At 39.4% G+C, this 23,483-nt stretch carries 16 protein-coding genes; 14 read left to right on the top strand and 2 right to left on the bottom strand.

The window, feature by feature from the left end:
• The first annotated feature begins 24 nt into the window (after positions 1-24).
• The 5 genes from dnaA (at position 25) to IW22_RS10200 (ending at position 5,796) form a co-directional block, all read left to right on the top strand.
• Positions 25-1,479 (top strand): chromosomal replication initiator protein DnaA, encoded by a 1,455-nt coding sequence (gene dnaA / locus IW22_RS10220; RefSeq protein WP_034726286.1) that lies wholly within the window; start codon positions 25-27, stop codon positions 1,477-1,479.
• Between the two features lie 134 nt (positions 1,480-1,613).
• Complete coding sequence (locus IW22_RS10215; RefSeq protein WP_034726285.1) at positions 1,614-2,063, top strand: low molecular weight protein-tyrosine-phosphatase; 450 nt, start codon at positions 1,614-1,616, stop codon at positions 2,061-2,063.
• 160 nt (positions 2,064-2,223) lie between these two features.
• On the top strand, positions 2,224-2,922 hold the full coding sequence (locus IW22_RS10210; RefSeq protein ID WP_034726282.1) for an SAM-dependent methyltransferase: 699 nt from the start codon (positions 2,224-2,226) through the stop codon (positions 2,920-2,922).
• Positions 2,923-3,354: 432 nt separating this feature from the next.
• A complete protein-coding gene (locus tag IW22_RS23650) occupies positions 3,355-5,151 on the top strand; it encodes a lytic polysaccharide monooxygenase (protein WP_081873931.1) in 1,797 nt (598 codons plus the stop codon).
• A gap of 267 nt (positions 5,152-5,418) precedes the next feature.
• Positions 5,419-5,796: a hypothetical protein gene (locus tag IW22_RS10200; protein WP_034726281.1), complete on the top strand. Its 378-nt coding sequence runs from the start codon at positions 5,419-5,421 to the stop codon at positions 5,794-5,796.
• Between the two features lie 133 nt (positions 5,797-5,929).
• Here IW22_RS10200 and IW22_RS10195 read toward each other — a convergent pair whose 3' ends face one another.
• Positions 5,930-6,835 (bottom strand): DUF4349 domain-containing protein, encoded by a 906-nt coding sequence (locus IW22_RS10195; RefSeq protein WP_034726279.1) that lies wholly within the window; start codon positions 6,833-6,835, stop codon positions 5,930-5,932.
• 150 nt (positions 6,836-6,985) lie between these two features.
• On the opposite strand from IW22_RS10195, the gene IW22_RS10190 reads away from it, so the two are divergent.
• The 8 genes from IW22_RS10190 (at position 6,986) to IW22_RS10155 (ending at position 18,177) form a co-directional block, all read left to right on the top strand.
• Positions 6,986-8,053, top strand: coding sequence for a DUF2891 domain-containing protein (locus IW22_RS10190; RefSeq protein ID WP_034726278.1), 1,068 nt, complete (start codon positions 6,986-6,988; stop codon positions 8,051-8,053).
• A gap of 39 nt (positions 8,054-8,092) precedes the next feature.
• On the top strand, positions 8,093-8,938 hold the full coding sequence (locus IW22_RS10185; RefSeq protein WP_034726276.1) for a helix-turn-helix domain-containing protein: 846 nt from the start codon (positions 8,093-8,095) through the stop codon (positions 8,936-8,938).
• 89 nt (positions 8,939-9,027) lie between these two features.
• On the top strand, positions 9,028-10,338 hold the full coding sequence (locus IW22_RS10180) for a TolC family protein (RefSeq protein ID WP_034726274.1): 1,311 nt from the start codon (positions 9,028-9,030) through the stop codon (positions 10,336-10,338).
• A 23-nt stretch (positions 10,339-10,361) separates the two neighbouring features.
• A complete protein-coding gene (locus tag IW22_RS10175) occupies positions 10,362-11,474 on the top strand; it encodes an HlyD family secretion protein (protein WP_034726272.1) in 1,113 nt (370 codons plus the stop codon).
• Between the two features lie 236 nt (positions 11,475-11,710).
• Positions 11,711-13,303, top strand: coding sequence for a transporter (locus tag IW22_RS10170; RefSeq protein ID WP_034726271.1), 1,593 nt, complete (start codon positions 11,711-11,713; stop codon positions 13,301-13,303).
• A 649-nt stretch (positions 13,304-13,952) separates the two neighbouring features.
• Positions 13,953-16,163 carry a TonB-dependent receptor gene (locus IW22_RS10165; RefSeq protein ID WP_034726270.1) on the top strand — a complete coding sequence of 737 codons (2,211 nt, stop codon included), beginning with the start codon at positions 13,953-13,955 and terminating at the stop codon, positions 16,161-16,163.
• Between the two features lie 105 nt (positions 16,164-16,268).
• Positions 16,269-17,081 (top strand): siderophore-interacting protein, encoded by an 813-nt coding sequence (locus IW22_RS10160; protein WP_034726269.1) that lies wholly within the window; start codon positions 16,269-16,271, stop codon positions 17,079-17,081.
• A 391-nt stretch (positions 17,082-17,472) separates the two neighbouring features.
• Entirely contained in the window at positions 17,473-18,177 is a 705-nt protein-coding gene (locus tag IW22_RS10155; RefSeq protein ID WP_034726268.1) for a class I SAM-dependent methyltransferase, read from the top strand.
• Positions 18,178-18,403: 226 nt separating this feature from the next.
• Here IW22_RS10155 and metG read toward each other — a convergent pair whose 3' ends face one another.
• Positions 18,404-20,440, bottom strand: coding sequence for a methionine--tRNA ligase (metG, locus tag IW22_RS10150; protein WP_034726267.1), 2,037 nt, complete (start codon positions 20,438-20,440; stop codon positions 18,404-18,406).
• A gap of 326 nt (positions 20,441-20,766) precedes the next feature.
• Here metG and IW22_RS10145 point away from each other — a divergent pair, with 326 nt between their 5' ends.
• Positions 20,767-23,481: a SusC/RagA family TonB-linked outer membrane protein gene (locus IW22_RS10145; RefSeq protein ID WP_034726265.1), complete on the top strand. Its 2,715-nt coding sequence runs from the start codon at positions 20,767-20,769 to the stop codon at positions 23,479-23,481.
• The last annotated feature ends 2 nt before the right edge of the window (positions 23,482-23,483 follow it).

Below are 23,483 nucleotides of genomic sequence, written 5' to 3'. Positions count from 1 at the left end.
CAACGAACTAATCGGGGCATAAATATGGATGAAAATTTAATGATGATATGGCAGAAGTGCCTTCAGTTCATGCGGGATAATTTGAACGCAGCTGAGGACAATTCTGATCTAAAGAAGCTTGAAAAATCCTTCGACATGCTATTCGATAAGGTACAGCCACTTTCGTTGGTTGCCAATAACCTTACGCTTATAGTGCCGAGCGATTTTTACAAGGAATATATTGAGGATAATTACCTATCCCTGCTTTCTGCTGCCCTGAAGAAAAATCTTGGAAAAGGAGTTAAATTGTGGTACTCTGTCATGGAAAACAGGCCTACCGGAGAGGAAAAGCCAATGACTATGAATATGAAGGGGAAAAGCGTTCCTACACCAAAAATGCAGGAAACAATGCCACAGGGATTCTCTGCCAATATTGTTAATCCTTTTGTAGTTCCGGGAATCAGAAAAGTAAATATAGATTCTAACCTGAAGTCGGACTATTCTTTTGATAATTATATAGAAGGAGAGAGTAATAAATTCGCTGCCACGGTAGCCAGATCTATTGCTAAAAGACCAGGAGCAACAGCTTTCAACCCATTATTCCTTCACGGAGGATATGGAGTTGGAAAGACCCACCTGGGACAGGCAGTAGGCCTTGAGGTAAAAAGCCAGTTTCCGGATAAAGTAGTTCTTTATCTGTCTTCTGAGAAATTCATCCAGCAGTTTATATCTGCTGCGAAAGCCCATAAGCAAACTGAGTTTGCGAACTTCTACCAGATGGTTGATGTTTTGATCATTGATGATATTCAGTTCCTGTCCGGAAAATCTGCCACACAGGACAGTTTCTTCCACATCTTTGACCACCTTCACCAGAACGGAAAGCAGATCATCCTTACATCAGATAAGGCGCCTGCAGATATTATGGATATTCAGGAAAGAATTGTTTCCCGTTTCAAATGGGGACTTTCTGCCGAAATCAAATCTCCGGATCTTTCTACAAGAAGACAGATCATCGTAGATAAATTAAGCAGAGACGGAATTGTTCTTCCTGGTGATATGCTTGATTTCCTTGCTGCAGAAGCTAAAACGAACGTGAGAGAGCTTATCGGGGTCATCAACTCTGTGATTGCTTATTCTACAGTATATAAAACAGACTTAAGTCTTGAATTGCTGAAAGACACCATTAATAAGATTGCAGCGAACCAGAAAAAAGTCATCAACATTCCTTACATTCAGGAGGTGGTGTGCGACTATTTTGGAATCAAAAAAGAACAGCTTCTTTCTAAGACAAGAAAAAGAGAAATTGCCCTTCCAAGACAGTTGGCGATGTATTTCTCAAAAGAATTAACGAATGCTACCTTTACAAAGATCGGTGAAGAGATGGGCGGAAAAGACCATTCAACGGTTATGTACGCTTGTGATACCATTAAAGATGTATCAAAGATCGACAAAGAGGTAAAAAAATACGTTAAAGATCTTGCTGAAAGAATCAAAAAATAGAAAATAATTTAACTGAATAAATTGAAATGGAGAATAGTTTTATTCTTCATTTTTTATTTAGTTTTGCTTCTGCTGAACAGTGGTAAAATCTTTAAATCTTTAAATTATCTAATCTTTCAATTAAAAAAAGCGATATGAAAATACTGATGGTCTGTCTCGGGAATATTTGCAGAAGTCCTTTAGCAGAAGGAATTATGAAGACAAAAGTTCCTGAAAACTTTTTTGTAGACTCCGCAGGAACTATTTCCATGCATGAAGGAAAGCATCCCGACAAAAGAGCAATAAAGACAGCGGCCCATCACAATATTGATATAGCCAACCAGAAATCCCGACCGATTACCAAAGCTGATTTTGACACCTTTGACAAAATCTACTGCATGGATATTGACGTGTATGAAGATGTGATTTCAAAGACTAGAAATGAAGACCAGCGCCAGAAAGTTTCATTATTTCTGGAAGCTGCAGGTGATCACAAAAATGCTGAGGTTTCGGATCCGTACTGGGGAGATATGAATGATTTTGAAGAGGTTTTTCAGTTGCTGGACCGTGGATGTGAGTCTATTAAAAAGCAAATCCTGGCTTAAATAAACCCGCTCAGGGAAGTGGTATTTTTACACAGGGAAAGAAATTCTTACCTTTGTTAAAATAAACGACGAATGGAAATTTCAGCCATCACATTTTCCATTGAACTCGCTCATCATTTCAAACAACCCTCTTTGCAAGAAAGAACTAAAAAACAATAAAATGCTTTTTTTACTCCCCGCTTATTTATCTGAAAACACTTCTATCACTCATTTTTCACCCGTTTTGAAAGAGTACATCATGCAGACCGATTACTTCTTTGTAGAAAACGAAAAAACAGCCAGAAAAGTGGTTAAATTCTTTGCTCCTGAAAAGAAGCAATCTGAGCTGAAGCTGTTTCTGCTGGATAAATACACGGAAAATGCTGACATCAAAGAAGCTCAGAATCTGATGCTGCAGGGACAGGATTTCGGACTCCTTTCTGAGGCGGGGCTTCCATGCATCGCTGATCCCGGAAACCTTATTGTGAAATGGTGTCATGAGAAAAATATCAGAGTAATCCCGCTTTCAGGGCCTTCCTCTATTATTTTAGCTTTGATTTCCAGTGGATTCAACGGCCAGGAATTTACCTTCCATGGTTATCTTCCGATAGATAAAAGTGAGAAGAAAAAGCAGATCCAGCGTCTCGAAAGTCTGGTGCAGCAAACCGGATATTCTCAGATCTTTATGGAAACTCCGTACAGAAATAATCCGCTTTTTGAAGATTTGACCAAATTTTTATCTCCGAACACCAAGCTGTGTATCGCAGCCAATATCAACGATCCTGAACATGAATTTATTCAGACAAAAACCATCAACGATTGGAAAAAAGCAAAGCCGGAGCTTCATAAAATTCCTGCTGTATTTGTACTTGGAAAATAAAAGGTTCAAGAGATAAAACTTCCGAATTTACACTCATTAATTTTACGTCAAAACACTGATTGGTACTAAGAAAAGTGGTAGCTATCGGTGGTTTTGTTGTGTTTGAATTTGAAGATAATTCTTTTGATGTCTTTAATTGAAATAATTTATTAACATAATTAATTTATGTTGATTAATATTAATCATAATTATATTTATTTAAGTTAATTTTTAATTAAATGTATTAATTGCAATATGTTTTTCTAAATTTGAGTACTGCTTTAACGAATTCCGTTTTACTACGCTTCAATAGCTAATCTCGTGCGTTTGATCAAACACAGATTTGAAAATACTGAAGTCCCATTTTTATTAAAAACATGGCGACTACAAAATAGAGTGGAGTCTTTCCGTGGGATTAGCAAACCTTAACAAAAACACCTTAAATAATTAAATATGATTAAACTTAGAATCTTTTTTTCAGCACTATTGTTGTGCATTCTGACATTTTCATCAACACAGCTATCGGCCCATGGCTATGTAATGAGTCCGGCTTCGAGAGGCTACCAGGGAAGTCTTGACAAAGCTACACTGGGTTACACCGCAGCATTGGGAATATATGGCAGCGTAATTAATGAACCGGGCTCTCTTGAAGCCAAAAAAGGATTTCCGGCGTTCGGTCCGGCAGACGGAATGATTGCTTCTGCAAATGGAAGTATTGGAGGAAACACTATTCTGGATATCCAAACTGCTGACCGATGGAAGAAAACCAATATCACAACCGGAGTGAATACTTTTATCTGGAAGTATCTCGCTTATCACGCCACTGCAAAATGGCATTATTATATGACGAAACCGGGCTGGAATCCCAATCAGCCACTTTCCCGTCAAAACCTAGAGTTGATAGGCGAGGTAATTCATAACGGGACGCCGCCACAGGACAATATACCGCATCATATTACCATTCCGGCCAATCGTCAGGGGTACCATGTTATTCTTGCCGTTTGGGATGTGGCAGATACTGCCAATGCATTTTATAATGTAATCGATGTGAATGTACAGTCTACGGTAACGCCTACACAACCGGCTACACCAACCGGATTGGCCAAAATAAGCGTAACAAACTCTTCTGCAAAAATTGGCTGGACACCACAATCGGATGCTGCCTCTTACACGGTTTTTCGTAACGGACAGGCTGTGCAGACTGTAAATGTTCCTGAATTTGAAGATCAGGGTTTATCTGCCAATACAAATTATACTTATGAAGTACAGGCGAAAGGCTCTACTGGACTAACTTCACAGAAAAGTACACCACTTATTGTAAAAACGAATGACCAAAGCACGCCTGAAAAACCTGTAGCTCCATCGAATCTCCACTCAATGGGCGTCACTGAAAACTCTGTTTCGCTGATGTGGATGGCTTCAACACATACATTGGGCATTAAAAATTATCAGGTCTTTGAGAATGGAGTCAAGGTTGCGGAAACAACACAAACCAGTTTCGTACGTACAGGTTTAACCCAGGATACTGAATACCGTTACACTGTAAAAGCTGTCGCGCAGAACGATCAAATCTCTGATGCCAGTAATGAATTAAAAATCAGGACAAAAAAAATAGAAGGCGGAAATGGGCAAGTGTACTGCGGATCACAGCAATATAATCCGGCTAATGCTTATCCAACAGCTCAGACAAGCGTATTCTATGCCTGCAAAATCTGGAAAAATAAATGGTATGCCAATCCGAATGAAGTTCCTGGTAACAATATGGTTTGGGAAGAGATAAGCGCATGTACGGAAGGTCCGAACTGTCAGACAAGCGGTCCTGTTACCTATTGCGGATCTCAGTCCTATAATCCGGCAAAGGCTTATGCGACTGCCGGTACCAAAGTGTTCCACGCCTGCAAAATCTGGGAAAACAAATGGTATGCAAATCCGGGAGAAGCACCTGGAAGCAATGCAGTCTGGAAAGTGGTAAGCAATTGCAATGAAGGAATGGAATGTGCTGCGGGGCGAAATAATCAACAAGATGAACTTTCAGTCATTGTATCTGATAACCTGATCAATTTCGCACCGGAAAGCTATTACGGAAAAATCAGTGAAGTGAAGGTATTTAATACACAGGGACTTCAGATGCTTTCTTCCGGGAATATTTCAAAGAATAGCTTGAATATCAGTACTCTTCAACGCGGAATCTATTTTGTGAAAATTCAGTATAAAGATGGAGGAAGTGTGACTAAAACGATCAAAAAGTAATCGCAAGAAATAATACATCATGAATAAAAAGCCGTCTTCATCGTAAGGCGGCCTTTCTATTAAATTTTATGGACAAAATTGAAAAATTAAATCCGGAAACAGGATGCTGGAAATTCATAAAAATGTACAGTAGTACTGATTTCAGACCTCAATAGCTTCCTTCTTCCATCTTCGGACTTCCTGACTTCTTTCAACATTTAACAGCCCTTAACATCCGCTTTGCATCATTCTTGTGTTACAGAGGATATAACACCAAAAAAATAAATTATGTCAGACAAGAAATTAGCAGGACTTTGGATCGATACGGAAAAGGCAATTGTTGTAAAAAATCACGATGCTCAGAATGCATTCAAGTTTTTCCTTTGCAGCCCGGTAAAAGCAGAAATACAGCATGGAAACTCCAGTGAGAACGCCGCGAATAATGCAGAACGTACGAACAGGGTCAAGTTCTTTAAAGAAGTGGAACATCTTCTGACCAATTCCCAGGAGGTTTATATTACAGGCCCGGGAACTATTCAGGAAGAGCTGAAAAACTATCTTCATGATACGGCTCAATTTAAAAACCTTAAAATAACTTTAGATACGGCACAGAAGATGTCGGACGAGCAGGTGCTCGAAACGGTTAAAGATTATTTCAATGCTTAAGTCATTGATAGTGCAGTAAAAATCCGGATATCACTGATATCCGGATTTTTATTATGATTAAAGTACTGAATGTTATAGGTTGATTATTATCCCGAAGCCAAAACCACGAAACCCGCATCCCGAAAAACTCAGGCTATTTTGGTCTTCCCGCTTTCCACTTTCTCCATAGATAAATAATGATCGGGATGAGTAATAAAAACGGCCAGAATGAGATAATTCCCAATAGAAAACTTACAAAGCTATTCCAGCCTTCCGTTACAGAATCTCCGAAACGGCTTCCAAAACCAATTTTCGAAGTGGCAGAGCTTCTCACTTTTTCTTTGTATAAACTCAAATTGAGTGTACTGTAATTCACACGGTCATCAATAAACCGAAGTCTGCCTTCTGCAACATCTATTTCATCTTCCAGTTCACGGATTTTCTCCTGGATTTCAATCATATCTTTCGTGGTAGAAGCACTTCTGAGCATGTCACGGTACTTTTCCAGATAGATTCTTTTATTGGCTAATTTGATGGAAACATCGGTATATTCTTCCGTGACATCATCAGACGAAATATTTTTGGACAAAACAGAGCCCATACCGTCAGAAAAAGAATTGATCAGCGCATCGAAATTTTTATGCGGGACACGGATCACAAGATCCAGATTATCGTCTACATCCGTGTTTTGAAACTGTTCCGTTTGGATATAAGCATTATTTTTTTTCAGAATATCTGCCACCTGACTCTGGGCTTTTTTAATGTCTCCCACTTGAAGTTTCATATTCCCGTTTTTAATGACTTTTTTGGCGATAGTGTCAATCTTTTTTGGGGCTACGGAAGGTTGCTCTGATGTATTAACGGGTTCTAATTTTTCAGAAACAGAGCTGGCAGGGGCCATCTGATGAACTTCTTGTGGAGGAGGAGGAGCCTCTTCTTTGTATTTAACAATATCAATTGATTTATCGGCTGCCGGAGAGGAATTGGCAACGTCCAGTTCGGATTTCTTGCATGCGCTCATCAAAAGGAGCATACATAAAGGTAAAAATAATTTTCTCATGAATATTTTTTAAAGAATTTTATCAAAAATTATGCTTAAAACTTTAATTGATTAAAAATTCATATTATTTTATTGAAATACTTGTGATTTAATTATTTTAGTTAAGTTTAAATATCATTTGAAATCTAAATTATTTTCTATTTTTATTGAATGAAAAAAAGTCTTTTAGCATTTGTGTTTTCTCCATTCTTACTATATGCCCAGGAAGTTCCCAAACTTACCGATGAAATGGCATCTAAACTACTGGAAAAACCCCTTCACTGCATCAATCAGGAATATCCAAACAAAACAGCTCACATCATCAATAACGCCGGTGAGGTTACTTTGACTCCAAAAGACCTTCATCCGAGTTTTTATGGATGTTTCGACTGGCACAGCTCCGTTCACGGACACTGGATGCTTGTAAGATTATTGAAGACAAAACCTAATCTGGCCAATGCAAAAGACATTGAAAAAATTCTTGAAAATTCGTTAAATAAAGAAAATCTACAGACCGAAGCTGATTATTTCACAAAATATCAACTGACCACCACGTTTGAAAGAACCTATGGCTGGGCTTGGTTGTTAAAGCTGGATGAAGAGCTGACCACCTGGAATCATCCTAAAGCTAAGATCTGGCATGAGAATTTAAAACCATTAACAGATAAGATCTTACAGTCATGGAAGGCTTATCTTCCCAAACAAACCTACCCGAACAGAACCGGAGTTCATCCCAATACCGCTTTTGGTCTTGCATTCGCCATCGATTGGGCTAAAGCGAATCACGATGTGGAATTCGAGAATCAGCTAAAGGAAAAAGCAAAATATTTTTACGGTAAAGATCAGAAAACACCGGCCTATCTTGAACCGGATGGATCTGACTTCTTTTCGCCAAGTCTTGAAATTGCAGACTTGATGAGGAGAGTATTGCCTCAAAAAGAATTCGTTCTGTGGCTGAACAATTTCTACGAGAAGAGAAGCTTGGAGAATATTGAAAAAATCCCTGTAGTCAGTGATCTGAGCGATTACCAGACCGTTCATTTGGTTGGACTTTCTTTCTCCAAAGCCTGGTGTATGAAAGGAATCTCCAAAGCACTTCCTGACGGGCATCCATTGAAAAAAGACTTTAAAAAAACAGCCGATGTATTTTTAGCGAACGGACTTCCTTTGCTGTTTCAGGGAAATTATGGCGGAGACCACTGGCTGGCGAGCTTTGCGGTTTACTCTCTTGAGGACTAAAATATTGTAGGCGCAGAATATATTGGCTACATTTGTGTTATGTCAGCTTTAGAAAAATTCGGTGTTGAAATTTTCACTCAGCATAATATTTTCGAGAGAATTTCTGCGGATAAACCTTTCCGTCCGGAAAATCCTGCCTTTATATTTATTAAATCAGGGACTATAAAGCTCCGTCAGCATTTCAGCGATCTGGAGCTTTCTGCCAATATGTTTATGGTCACCGATCCTCAGACAATTTATGAGATGGTTTCCGTGAGCGGCGATTTCCAGTCCAGGATGGTTTCTTATAAAAGAGAATTTATTTCCGCGTTATCGTTGAAATTCAATAGGTTGATTACTTACCGTTATTTCCGCCAGCAGATGAATAAAGGAGTTCCTTTTCCCGAAAGTGAAATGGAAGTAGTCTGGAAAAGTGTCAATTTTCTTAAATATATTTTGGATTCAGAAACCGAAATGCTTTACAAAAAGGAAATGGTAGAGCATCTTTTCTCTGTTTTCTGCTATCAGATGGCCGGAATTATTTCAAAAGAGGATAATTATTCCATGAACCAGATGTCCAGACAGGAAGAGATCGTTTTTGTATTTCTCACAGATCTGGCCGAACATCATCTGACGGAAAGAACTGTTGAGTTCTATGCCGAGCGGCAGTCGATTACAACCAGACATCTTTCCTCGGTCGTAAAATCCATTACAGGAAAGTCTGCCAGCCAGATCATCGCTTTGATTGTGATGAACGAAGCAAAAGTGCTTTTAAACTCCTCCAATAAACCGGTTTCGGAAGTTTCTTCTATCCTTGGTTTCAGTGATCAGTACGCGTTTTCCCACTTTTTTAAAAAGCATCTGGAAGTAAGCCCGAGACAGTACAGACATCAGTTCGAAAGCTAGAATCTTACATTTGAACATCTTTTTCCAAAATTCAAACATTTGATTGAATTTGTTGTCGCCGTAACTTTGTATTCGTAAAACAAGGTAAAATGACAAATAACATAAAAACAGCACTATCACTCGTGATAGCTCTATTCCCTGCGCTGTTTTTTTCTCAACAGATCAAACAGATGACCGCAGGTGAAGCCGCCGATCTGGCTGTGAAAAACCACCAGCAGTTAAAAGTGGCTGCCCAGAATATTGACATTGCAAAACAGAACACAAACGTTGTAAAACTTCAGCAGCTTCCCAACATCACAGCATCTACCAGTCAGTTCTATTTAGGAGATGCGGTAGCTATCGATAAAGATTTTTCAAACTCTACTAACGTTCCGATGCCTCATTACGGAAGCTCATATGCTGTACAGGCTACTCAACTGATCTTTAAAGGAGGTTTGGTAAGCAAATCCATTGAAATGGCAGGTCTTCGCGAGCAGCTTTCTGAACTGGATCTGGAGAAAAACAAGCTTGATGTAAAATTTCTGGTGATCTCCAATTATCTGGATGTCTACAAAATGTTCAATCAGGAAACTGTTTTTGAGAATAACAAAAAACTCGCTCAGGAACGTCTGAAAAATATTCAGAAGTTCTATCAGCAGGGGATGGTAACCCGTAATGAAGTCATCCGTGGAGAGTTGGCCATCAAAAACCTTGATCAAGGCATTCTGACGCTGACGAATAATAAAAAGATCCTTAATTATAATTTAAATATTGCTCTGGGGCTTCCTTCCGAAACAGAGATCGTTCCCGTTGAAAGTTTAACGGACAAGGAATCCGGAATCGGTATGGATTACTATATGGATCTTGCCCACGAAAGTAATCCACAGCTGAAATCAGCAAAGAAAAACATTGATGTGGCGGATAAAAACATTGAGATCATTAAAACAGATCAGATGCCGACATTATCCGGTTTTGGAGGGTATACTTTACAGCGTCCGATTACGAACAGAAATCCTGTTTTGGATATGTATTCCGGAGGATGGCAGGCTGGTGTTTCACTGAGTTATAATATCGATAATTTATACAAGACCAAAGAAAAAGTAAAGCTTGGTGAATTGCAGAAAACGCAGGCTGGTGATGCGGTGACACTGGTTCAGCAAAATGTAGATATGGCAGTGAATGCAGCCTATGTAAAATACCAGGAATCGATCCAGCAGGCTGACATTCTGAATGATTCGAAAAGACTGGCAGAAGAAAACTACAAAATTACAGAAGCCAAATACTTAAACCAATTGGCGGTACAGGCTGAAATGATCGATGCACAGAATCAGAAACTTCAGTCGGAGCTGGATTTTGCCAATGCCGAGATCAATGTACTGTATCAATATTATAACCTGCTGAAGGCTGCAGGAACGCTTTAATTTTAAAACTGAAAATCAAGATAATGGAAAACAAGGAACAAACCACTCAAAATACTCAGGCCGCTCCGGTACAGTCAGGAGCAGCCGTTAAAAAGAAACAGAATAAAAAGAATAAAATAAGAGCCATCATTTCCAATACGGTTGTCTTTCTGGTAATTGGATTCGGGCTTTTCTGGCTGGTCCGTGAATATTTCCACATCGGAGACAAAACCTACACGGAAGCGGCTCAGGTAGAGGAGTTCATTAACCCGATCAATACAAGGGTTTCGGCTTATATCAAAGACATCAAATTCATCGAACACCAGAAGGTGAAAAAAGGAGATACTTTGGTTATTCTGGATAAAAATGAAATATTAACCCAACTGGGTCAGGCTGAAGCTGCTTATCAGAATGCGATGGCACAGAGATCGGCAACAAGTTCATCCGTTAATACCGTTTCCAATAACGTAAGTGTGATGGAATCCAATATTGCAGGAGCAAAAGCCAGACTTTGGAACGCAGAGCAGAATTTAAACCGATATAAAAATCTTCTCGCTGCAGAAGCGGTGACCAGACAGCAATATGATCAGATCAAAACAGAATATGATGCTCAGAAAGCGGCGTATGAGACTCTGGTGAATCAGAAGCAGTCGGCGAACCTTTCTACCACTGAGGTGAAAAGCAAACTGGGAATTAATGATGCTGAGATTAAAAGAACAAAAGCAGCACTGGATATGGCAAAAATTAATCTTTCCTATACCGTGATCACAGCTCCATACGATGGAATTATGGGACGCAGAACAATCTCTGAAGGGCAATTGATTCAACCGGGTCAGCAGGTTGCTACCATCGTTCTGAACGGTCAGAAATGGGTAACTGCTAACTTCCTGGAAAGACAGATGCCGAATATTAAGATCGGTCAAAAAATGACAATGACGGCTGATGCTTTGGGAGGAAAGACATTTGAAGGAGTAGTCACTGCTATTTCCGCAGCGACAGGTTCAAGATATTCAAGCGTGCCTACAGACAATTCTACGGGTAACTTTATCAAAGTACAGCAGAGAATTCCGGTAAGAATAGAATTCAGCGCTTCCAATAAAAAAGAAGATCTGGAAAAACTGAGCGCGGGGATGAATATGAATGTGAATATTAACTAGGATTGAAAGATTTAAACATTTAATGATTGAAAGATTTTAGAAGGGAGGCCGGAAGTCTGAAGAGAGAAGTTGATGCAGACAGATCATAACTTCCGGCCCCTTTCTAATAATTTCTAATCTTTTTAAACGGAACTTATTGGGAATACAGAAGTATGCAGGCTAAGATAAACTTCCATCTCCCGTCTTTCCGCTTCCATCCTCTAACTTCTAACCTCTAATATCTAATTTCTAAATTCATGTACAACAAAGGACTATATAACGACTGGGTACCAAAACCCGTACAGCTCTTGCTCATCGTACTGCTACTGGCAGTGGTGATGCCGCTGGGTGGGGTATATACAGGAAACATCAGTTATCTGGTGAGTGGTACCGGGGCGATGACAGAATATTTTATGTGGGCGAACTATGCAACCACAATAGGAATGGGGGCTTGTATGCCTATCGTTATCAGACTGAAGATGAGATTCAAGGTCAGGGATAAAATGGCGGTGCTGCTCGTACTTTTGGGAGTGTTGAGCTATATTAATGCGACAACGATGCAGCCAATGATCTTCGTATTTACTGCTCTGGGAATCGGGTTTTTAAAAATGATGGTGACCATAGAGCTGTTTCTTCCGCTTATGGTGATGGTTGGAAACAGAGGAATGTTTTACGGACTGTTTTACACCTTTGTTTTGGCAATGAACCAGGTGGCGGCTTATTATGCGGCGGTGGTTTCCATTAATTACAACTGGCAGCATTTCTATGTGATTGCAGCGGTATTATGTTTTATACTTGCCCTGATCCATTGGATCTTTATGCACAATAAATACTTTGCATTAAAAGTTCCGTTGCATTACATCGACTGGATGAGTATCATGCTGTTTGTATCTACATTTATGTTTTCCGCATATTTTTTTTCTTTCGGGAAACAGCAGGACTGGTGGAATTCGAGAAATATTATGAATGCGAGTATTGCAGCTTTTGTAAGCTTTGCTTTGTTGGTGGTTCGTCAGTTCACCTTAAAAAGACCTTATTTATCATTTAAAATTTTCAAAAAAAATAATGTGCAGCACGGCCTGTTTATGCTATTGTGGTTGGGAATGTTCTTAGGAACGACATCGCTTCAGAATACTTTTGCGGTAGGAGTTCTCGGATATGATCAGCAGACGAATGCAGGACTGAATCTGCTCATGGTTCCCGGAATTATTCTGGCAGGTGTGATTGCCGTATTCTGGTTCAAAAAAGAAATACCATTGAAAATGTACATCTTCTCGGGGTTTTCGGCGATGATGGGGTATGCATTGATCATGTACTTTTCGATGGTTTTAGAATTCAATTATGAGAACTGGTACCTGCCGATGTTTTTAAAAGGATTCGGAATGTGTTCGCTGTTTATTTCAGTATGGTTTTATACCCTGGATAAACTTGAAATGGATGATATGCTGGCGGCAATCGGGCTGGTTTTGGTATGGAGAACGTTTCTGGCGGTGGGATTCTTTTCAGCATTGTATTCATGGTTCCAGTACCGTTTTCAGATTACAGCGGTAGGAGATCTTGCGGTGTACATCGACGGAATGACGGTGACTCCCCAGACTTTGGCGGCCAATATGAAGACCCTTCAGCTGAACGCCATCATTGTATCCGGCAAAAAGATCTTCGGATACATTATTCTGGTAGGTTTTGGAGTCCTCTTGTATGTCATGACGCATCATTTCGGAAAAGAAAGATTCCAGTATCTGAGATTCATCAGAGTGCTTGGTGGTAAATCTGTGATTGCGAGAAGAAGACTCCGCGAACGGAAACAATTATTAGAAGAAATAAAAGACGCAGCCGGGCCTGCGGTGTAAAGATACCTTGTTTTTCATGAGTAAGATCCTTGGCTTTGCGAAGTCCGGGATCTTACGTTTTTATGGCTACAGATAAAACATACCTTCGGACTCAATAAAGTGGTTATGAGTTTTAAATGATGAGTTATTATTTAAGAGGTGCGGAATTTGGGACTTGAAAATATATTGGGTCAACGCCTGTAAAGCTTGAGGAAAATATAAGTTTTTTTTAACGCAAAGGTTTATATAATAATTATGCATAGTTTAAAGGTTGCAAAGACGGAATCGATCTCTGATCGATTTGATTAAGCGGACGTTTAGTACTGATCGCTTCATCAGTGACGCAGTCACACTCTTTGCCTTCCTCAAAGCTGAACGTTAAGAAAATGAAACTTTGCGTTAAAAACTTCTCTGCATTACAAATTTTGAAATTGATATAGTATATGGATGTAAGTGGCAGTTCTTGGCTTAAGCCACAAAACCCCGCATCCCGAAACGTTATAAGATGCTCAGATGTATACTTTGAGCATCCTGAAATCATTAGAAAAACAAATGTCCTGTCCCGGATGCAAGCCTTTTTAATGAAATATGAATAATTTCATATCTTGCTGTTTTTATTTAGAAAGAATAAAAATTAAATTTGGAGGTTTATAAAACTTGAGAAGAAAGAATGAAAAAGCAGTATGCATTCATAGGTCTGTTAGCTTCGGGAGTCGTATTTTCCCAGACAGCGAATGATTCTATAGCCTCTAAAGGTATTGATGATGTAGTGATCGTGGCATCCAGAAAACCTACAAAGATCTCGGATATCCCGGGCACGGTTTGGGTGGTTCAGAAAGAAAAAATTCAGGAACAGGCGAAAAGTGGAGTTCCTATCAAAGAAATGCTTGCCATCCTGATCCCGAGTATGGACATTGGGCCGCAGGGAAGAACCAACTATGGACAAAACATGAGGGGCCGTTCTGCATTAGTCATGATAGACGGTGTTTCGTTGAACAGTATCAGAGCCATCAGCCGTCAGCTGGACGCTATTGATCCGTTTAATATCGAAAGAATTGAAGTCCTTTCCGGAGCCAGCTCTATTTATGGAGGAAATGCAACCGGCGGTATCATTAATATCATCACAAAAACACCTCCAAAAAACGGGATCAGCGGAGAAACGGAATTAGGAGCCAGAACCGGATTCATGGGTAAAGATGATCACGATTTCCGTGCAGCACAGGCTATTGCAGTAAAAGGGGATCAATTTTTCGGAAGACTAGGGGTTGCGTACCAGCAGAATGGTGGTGTTTACGGTGCCGATGAAAAACAGGTTTTAACCGATATTACCCAAACCGACCTTCAGTACAACCAGTCTATTGATATATTGGCAACAGGAGGTTATAAATTTAATAATAAGCATAAAATCACGGCATCCCTTCAGTATTACAATTCTAAATTTAATGGAGACAGAAGTCTTTATTTAGGCCAGAATTTAAGTGCCTTTACGACAAAGAATGCTAACCTTCTGGAAATGCGTGACGGTTTTTCATCCGATAAAAATATAGGAACGGAGCGTTTCATGGGAACGGTGGCCTACAACGGAAACAATATTTTAGGAGGTCAGGATCTGTATGTACAGTTTGCAGCAAGAGGGGAGAAGTTAGGATTTTACCCTTTTCCCGGAAATGTTACTTTACAGAGTGGAAGTAAGGCTTACATGTCTTCTTCGCAACAGGATACCTATTATTCCGGGGTAAAAGCATTATTGTCGAAATCATGGAAAAGCCTTAATGTGACCTATGGAGTAGATATTGATCTTGAAAAATTCGAAGGAGCTCAGTCAGTATATGATATTGCTACAACAATGTCTAGCGGAGGTCTGGTAAACGCAACTCAATACAGTCTCGGAAGATATCCTACCAACCATTCCCAGAGTTATGCAGGATATGTTCAGGCTAAATATGACATCTTACCCAAACTTCAGATCAATGGAGGAATCCGTTATCAGAATATGAATGTAAAAGTAGATGATTTCGTAGGTTCTGTGCAGCAAACGCAAGTTGCCATGGGATACGGAGCTTCAGCTTCTGCTATTCCGGGTGGAGAAAGTTCGTATAATGTAACATTGGCGAATGCCGGTTTACTTTATAAATTCAATGAACAGCATCAGGCTTGGGGAACATTCTCACAAGGGGTGAGTCTGGCAGATCCATCGAAATATTACGGAATAGGTGTTTATAAGCTGAATGGGGCAAACTGGGATGTAACTTCAAGTATCAATGTAAAAGAACAGCCGTTACAAGCCATCAAAACCAATCAGTTTGAAGTGGGGTATCGTATCAACAAAGGCGGATTGAGAGGACAGATCGCAGGTTTCTTAAGTAATTCGGATAAAACGGTTACGGTTGATAGAAAAACCTTCCAGATCCTTGTGAATGATCTTAAGCTGAGAAATATGGGGATAGAAGCTGAGGTTTCTTACTCCATGAACAATGGCGTTTATTTTGGAGCCAGCGGACTTTTGATCAAATCGGAAGTTGATAATAATGGCGAATGGAAGAAGCAGGAAATTTATAATGCTTCCCCTTCAAAATTGGTGACCTACATCGGATATAACGTTAAAAGCTGGTCATTCAGGTTCCAGTCTTTACAGAATTTCAAACTGACGGACGATCTTAAGAATGAAATTGATGGTTACAATACTTCAGATGTAATGGTAGGATACCGTTTCGACTGGGGTAAATTCAATCTGGGAATCCAGAATATTTTCAACACCGATTATCAAACCATCTGGAGCAAGCGTTCCCAGGTTTTATATTCTACCTACGGACTTCCTGAACTGTTCAATTATAAAGGAAGAGGAAGAACATTTAACCTGTCTTATACCTTTGATTTTTAAAAATTTAAATCGAGCCGTTTAGCCTTGATTTAAATACATCATATAATAACAGATCCGGCTTCTCATCATCAACGGAAGCCGGATTTTAACTTTAAAAATTCAGTTATGGCTAAAATTCAAACAGGCCGCATTGTTGCGGAAATGACGAGAAAAGAGTATATCACTGATCATTATATCAGAGTCTATCTGTATTCTCCGGAAGCTCATTTGTTTAAAAATACCACCATCGGAGATAATAATAAGATTGCTGTACCTCCGGTAGGTCTGGATGAAATTCATTTTCCGACACTGGATGAAAACCGTCAATGGGTATATCCTCCGAAAGAAGTGGCTCCTGCCGTAAGAACCTACACCCACAGAGGGATTGATCTTGAGAAAAATGAACTGATCATTGATTTTGTAGACCATGGCGATGGCGGTCCTGCATCAAAATGGGCCCGTGAATCTGAAGCCGGATCCAAACTCGGCATTATGATGAGAACCGAAGCAAAAGAAATGTATCCCGAAGTTGAATGGTACCTGTTTGTAGGAGATGCTACTGCCATTCCTGTTCTGAGCGCGATGCTGGAAACCCTGCCGGAAACAGCAAAAGGAGTCTGCATCATCGAAGTTCACGGAAAAGAAGATGAGCAGATTCTTGAAACCAAAGCTGATATCGAATTTAAATGGCTTCATAACGCCACTCCACACATCAGCAGTGAAATGGCGGATACCGTAAAAAAAATCACCCTTCCGGAAACCACGAAATTCGGTTATGTGGCAGCAGAATTTTCAAGTGTTAAAGAAATCCGTACCTACCTCAGAAAAGAAAAAAACTGGACTGCACAGGAACTTAACGCGTATTCTTACTGGAAAGCCGGTGTAGCGGAAAATGAATCGGAGAAGGATAGACATAAGGAGAAGGATTCGATGGGATAGGTGGGAGATGGTAGGTTTTAGGTTGCAGGGATTAGGGATTAGGGATTAGGGATTAGGGATTAGGGATTTTCGCAGTTGTGAATTATGGTCTTTGATTTGATTTTTTTTTGCGAGATAGATGTCAATGGTGAATTTTGCTTTGCAAGTGAATGGTGAGTGGTGGATTCAAGATTCAAAAGCCAGGAAGCAAGATATCAGATGTCATCAGACGCTGAATTTATTAACTTAATTACTACAAACTAGCAACAAGCAACCGAAAAACCAGCAACTAAAAAACCAGTAATCAACAACTAACAACGTCTTCAGACTCATTTACTCTAAAACTCTCAAACACTAAAACTCTTGCAACCTTCACCCGAAAACCCCTATCTTTGCACTTTTAAAGACGACAATGAAAGATTTAATGGGTAAGGCAGTCTGGGATTATTTTCACAACGAAAATCCTGAGGATCTGCAGACAGAAACTTCAATATCGGAACTGGATGAACTTCCGGTAGATTATCTTTTCAGAGATTTTGAAGAGATGAACGGTATTGAGCAGAAAGCACTTGAACTTGCTCAGGGGAAAGTACTGGACATTGGTGCCGGTGCGGGTTCCCATGCTTTATATCTTCAGAATGAGAGGAATCTTGATGTTTGGGCGCTGGATATTTCACCAAAATCTATTGAAGTCTGCCAATTGAGAGGAATCAAAAAAGCGGTATGTAAAAACATGGTGGATTTTTCGGGAGAAACTTTTGATACGGTTCTGCTTCTGATGAACGGAACCGGAATTTTTGAAAGCCTGGAAAAAATTGATACCTATCTTCAGAAACTGTACACTTTAGTAAGCGACAATGGTCAGATCCTGATCGACAGTACGGATATTCTGTATATGTTCGACCGTGATGAAGATGGCGGCGTTTATATTCCGGCAGGTGGTTATTATGGTGAACTGGATTATATTGTTCATTATAAAGGAGAATCTGAAAACCCAATCAAATGGCTTTATCTTGATTATACAACCCTGAAAAATGCGGCTGAAAATAATGGCTTTACCATAGAAAAAGTAATGCAGGATGAAGATTCTTATCTCGCAAAACTGACTAAAAAATAAACATTTCCCCGTCATTGCGAGTATAGCGAAGCAATCTTAATATTCTTATTTACTAAACTCATCCTTAATGGTTTTATTTTTGAACCGTTAAGATTGTTTAAGTTTTTAAGATCATTAAGTTTAAGCTTTGCCTAAGAGATTGGTTCGCTGCACTCGCAATGACAAGACAAAATAAAAAAGACACACGATTTTTCGTGTGTCTTTTGTTTTATCTGAAATATAGGGTTTATCCTATCTCAATACCGTTTTCTACATTGCTGTCATCCGGTGTTACGAAAGATAGTTTTCCGTCTGGTTTTGTCGTTAACAAGAACATTCCCTGAGACTCAATTCCTCTGATCTTTCTAGGAGCAAGATTGAGTAAGATCATCACCTGCTTTCCGATCAGTTCTTCCGGGGTGAAGCTTTCTGCAACACCAGAAACCACAGTTCTGATATCAACGCCTGTATCTACTTTGAACTTTAATAATTTATCCGCTTTTTCTACTTTTTCAGCTTCTAAAATGGTGGCTGTTCTAAGATCTATTTTAGCAAAATCATCAAAAGAAATTTCTTCTTTCATAGGGTTGGCGTTAGGGTTTGTTTTTTTATTGTTTTGTTTGGTCTGCTCCAGTTTTTCAATTTGAGCTTCGATGACACTGTCTTCAATTTTTGAGAAAAGAAGAGAAGCTTCATTGATTTTATGACCTGTTTCTATTAAAACAGATTGGGTTTCAACATCGCTCCAGTTCACCTGTTCAGCATTGAACATCGTTAATAATTTTTCAGAGCTGAAAGGCATAAACGGTTCACATAACTGAGCTAAAGCTACAGCCAGTTGAGCACCTACAAATAAAGACTGCGCTGCTTTTTCAGGACTGTCCTTAATCGTTTTCCAAGGTTCTTCAGCCTGAAGATACTGGTTTCCGAAACGGGCAAGATTCATTAATGCGGTTAATGCATTTCTGAATTCGTAATTTTCTAAGAATCCTGAGATTTCTTTAGCCGCTTTATTGATTTCTTCCAGTTCAGGACTATTGATGTCTCCCTGAGGAACAACACCGTCATAATATTTATGGATAAGAACGGCCACTCTATTGATAAAGTTTCCGAAAATTCCTACCAACTCAGAATTATTTTTAGTCTGGAAATCTTTCCATGTAAAATTATTATCCTTTGTTTCAGGAGCTGATGAAAGAAGGGCATATCTTAAAACATCCTGTTGTCCAGGGAATTCTTCTACATATTCATGCGCCCATACTGCCCAGTTTCTGGATGTTGAGATCTTATCGTTCTCAAGGTTTAAGAATTCAAACGCAGGAACATTTTTCGGCATGATATAATCACCGTGAGCCTTCATCATCGCAGGGAAAATAATACAGTGGAATACAATATTATCTTTTCCGATGAAATGCACTAGGTCACTGCTTTCGCTCTGCCAGTAATCTTTCCAGTCTTTTCCGTTTTTCTCCGCCCATTCCTGAGTGAAAGAAATATATCCGATAGGCGCATCAAACCAAACATAAAGCACTTTCCCTTCCGCATTCGGAAGAGGAACAGGAACGCCCCAGTTCAGATCTCTGGTCATAGCACGTGGCTTTAAACCATCGTTTAACCATGATTTAACCTGTCCGTAAACATTCGGCTTCCAGTCGTCTTTATGACCTTCAATGATCCATTCGTTGAGGAAGTCTTCGTATTCATTTAAAGGAAGATACCAGTTTTTGGTGTCTTTAAGAATCGGAACATTTCCGCTTAACATCGATTTCGGATTGATCAGTTCTGAAGGAGATAGGGTAGAACCACACTTTTCGCACTGGTCTCCGTAAGCATTTTCATTACCACAGTTCGGGCAGGTTCCTACAATATATCGGTCTGCCAGGAATTCTCCGGCCTGCTCGTCAAAATACTGCTCAGAAACCTCTTCCGTGAATTTCCCTTTTTCGTAAAGAACTTTAAAGAAATCCTGACTGGTTTCGTAATGCTTTTTAGAAGTCGTTCTGGAATACTCATCAAATGAAATTCCAAGATCTGAAAAAGATTTTTTAATGATTTCGTGATATTTATCTACAATATCCTGAGGGGTTACTCCTTCTTTTTTTGCTCTGATGGTAATAGGAATTCCGTGCTCATCCGACCCGCAGATAAACGCTACATCTTTTCCTAATCTCCTCTGAAATCTTGCGTAGACATCCGCAGGAATATATACACCTGCCAAATGTCCTATATGAACCGGTCCGTTTGCATAAGGCAAAGCTGCCGTAATCATCTTTCTGTTTGACATTTTATAGTAAAGTTTTAACGGCAAAGATAAGGAATATCTCACTAAAACCGCCTAAACTTCCACTATAATAAGTTTTTTACTATCCGGAAAGCGTTTAAAGTTAAATTTAGTTAAACAAATGTTTAACATGATGTTAATATTTCATAGGTATTATGCATGACATACATTAGTGTAATTTATTGAAAAACAGATATTTAATTTTAAATAGTCAATCAATTTACATAAAATTATCCAAATTTTTAATAATATTAACGTAATTCTATTTTTTTTATAAATTGCAAAACTGTTAACACAGCTTTTTAAAACGAAACTAAAAAAACGATATTGTGAAAAATTTTACAACGGTATTAAAAATTGCACCGGCCTTTTTACTGGCCAGTTCAATAATACATGCGCAGACCCAAGACTCTCTCACTAAGGAGAAAAAGATCGAGGAGGTGGTACTGATCGGGTATGGAAAGCAGAAGAAAACGGATTTAACGGGTTCTATCACCGCTTTGTCTACAGCAGATTTTAACAAAGGAGCTGTCACCACGGCGGAAGGTCTTATCAACGGAAGATCTGCGGGTTTGGTGATTACCCAATCAGGAACACCCGGGAGTGAAGCTACGATCAGAATCAGGGGAGGATCTTCTCTGAATGCCAGTAACGATCCATTGCTGGTAGTAGATGGTTTGCCACTCGATGGGGTCTCATTATCCACCATTAATCCCAATGATATTGAGTCCTTTTCCATTCTGAAAGATGCGGCGTCTACCGCTATTTATGGTTCCAGAGGGTCAAACGGGGTTATCCTGATTGCCACAAAAAAAGGAAGTAAGAAACTTCGTGTGTCATTAAATGCCTTTACAACAGTCAATACTTTGGCCAAAAAAATTAAGGTATACTCAGGAGATGAATTCAGAAGCATAATTAATCAGTATGCACCTGGAAAAGCAAATTTGTTGGGTACGGCTAATACAGACTGGCAGGATGAAATTTTCAGAACCTCAGTGACTTCTGATATTAATGCGTCGGTGTCAGGAAGTCTGTTTGGAAAAGTTCCTGCCCGTTTTTCCGTAGACAATATGGATAATTCGGGATTGCTGATTACGTCCAGATTCAGGAGAACTACGGCTAACGTTGCATTGAGTCCAAGTTTCTTTGATGATCACCTTAAATTCAATATTACAGGGACCTATTCTTATACTTTCCAAAATAAAGGGAATGAAGATGCTATAAAAAATGCCATTTCCTATGACCCCACACAATCTGTATATGATGTAAATTCCCCATATGCCGGATATAGAGAGTGGATAGCTCCTGGTACTAACCGACCGACTGGTGTAGCTAACCCTGTCAGCATGCTTAGAAATAAAAGTGATGTTCAGAATTTCAAAAGATTTTTCGGAAACATCAATATGGACTATAAATTTCATTTTCTTCCGGATCTGAGATTGATCGTGAACGCAGGTCTTGACAGTAAAGAGCTGGACGGGCATGTGACCACCAATCAATACTCAAGAAACGGCTATTACTCTGTGAAAAATGTTTTCGGATTTTACGGGGAAGATTCCTATTCCGACGAAAGTATCCTGAACAAGAATGCAAACGTTCAGCTGAACTATACCAAAACTTTCGGGAAGTTCAATCTGGAAGCTATGGGAGGCTATGAGTATCAGAACTATCATAAAGTAAGCTCGGCATCGGGGAATACACTGCTATACACCCTTGATCCTGAGAATAACCGGTATAATCCGGATTCTAAACCGGACGTAAACCTGCAGGCTTTCTTCGGAAGATTAAACCTGGGATTTGCAAGTAAGTACCTGCTTACCATTAATTACAGAAGGGACGGATCTTCCCGTTTCAGTAAGGACAACCGATGGGGGAATTTTGGAGGTGTTGCTGCTGCCTGGAAAATTTCAGAAGAGAATTTCTTAAAGGGGAACACTGCCGTTTCAGATTTAAAACTGAGAGCGAGTGTTGGGAAAACCGGTCAGCAGGATATCGGGATTTACAGATATGATTATTTTAAAACTTATAATGTTTCCTCTACGCTTTATTACCAGTTTGGAAACCAGTTTTATGAAATTGCAAAAGCAAATGGCTATAACCAGAACCTTAAATGGGAAGAGAGCTTGAAGTATAATCTGGGACTGGATTTCGGGTTCTTGCAAAATAGAATCAAAGGGACCTTGGATTTTTATATGGCAGATACAAAAGACCTGTTATCAATAGTACCGGAAGGACCTTTAGAGAACTTAAGAATCATCGGACCTAAAAATATCGGTAAACTTCAGTCTAAAGGGATCGACCTTGGATTGGATGTAAAAGCTATACAAAAGGAGAATTTTACCCTGAATTTCAATTATAATGTATCCTACAACAATGTAGACATTAAGGAGCTTGAAGTAAATGGAATTGATAAAGGAGGTGTTGGTTTGGGAGGTTTTGTACAGACGTTCAGAGAAGGCTATTCCCCTTACGCATTCTGGGTATATCAGCAGATCTATGATGCAAACGGAAGACCGGTAGAAGGTGCTTATGTAGACAGAAATGGCGACGGAACCATAACTTCTGCGGATAAATACAATTACAAAAAACCTCAGGCAGATGTGACCATGGGATTGATGACCAATGCGACTATCGGTAAACACTGGGATTTTTCAATGGGTTGGAGAGCAAGTATCGGAAACTATGTATACGACAGGATTTCAGCAGACAGGGCTCACGTAGGAAATATCAATAACACGGTAGACAATACCATCAATAATGCTCCTGTAGATTTCAGTTCCACGAATTTTTTAACGGCAAACAAAATGTCTGATTATTATCTGAAAAACGGAAGTTTCCTGAAGTTGGATAATGTGACCGTAGGATACACCTTTAAAAATTTCATTGGGAATAACGCTTCCCTGAGGATATATGGGGCTGCACAGAATGTTCTTATTATTACCAAGTACAAAAACCTTGACCCCGAAATATTTAACAACGGGATTGATGATTCGATCTACCCGAGAGCGAGAATGTTTACTCTAGGTATTAATGCTAATTTTTAATC

Source organism: Chryseobacterium sp. JM1, from assembly GCF_000737715.1.
Taxonomy (GTDB): domain Bacteria; phylum Bacteroidota; class Bacteroidia; order Flavobacteriales; family Weeksellaceae; genus Chryseobacterium.
This window is presented reverse-complemented; position numbering and strand designations above follow the sequence as displayed.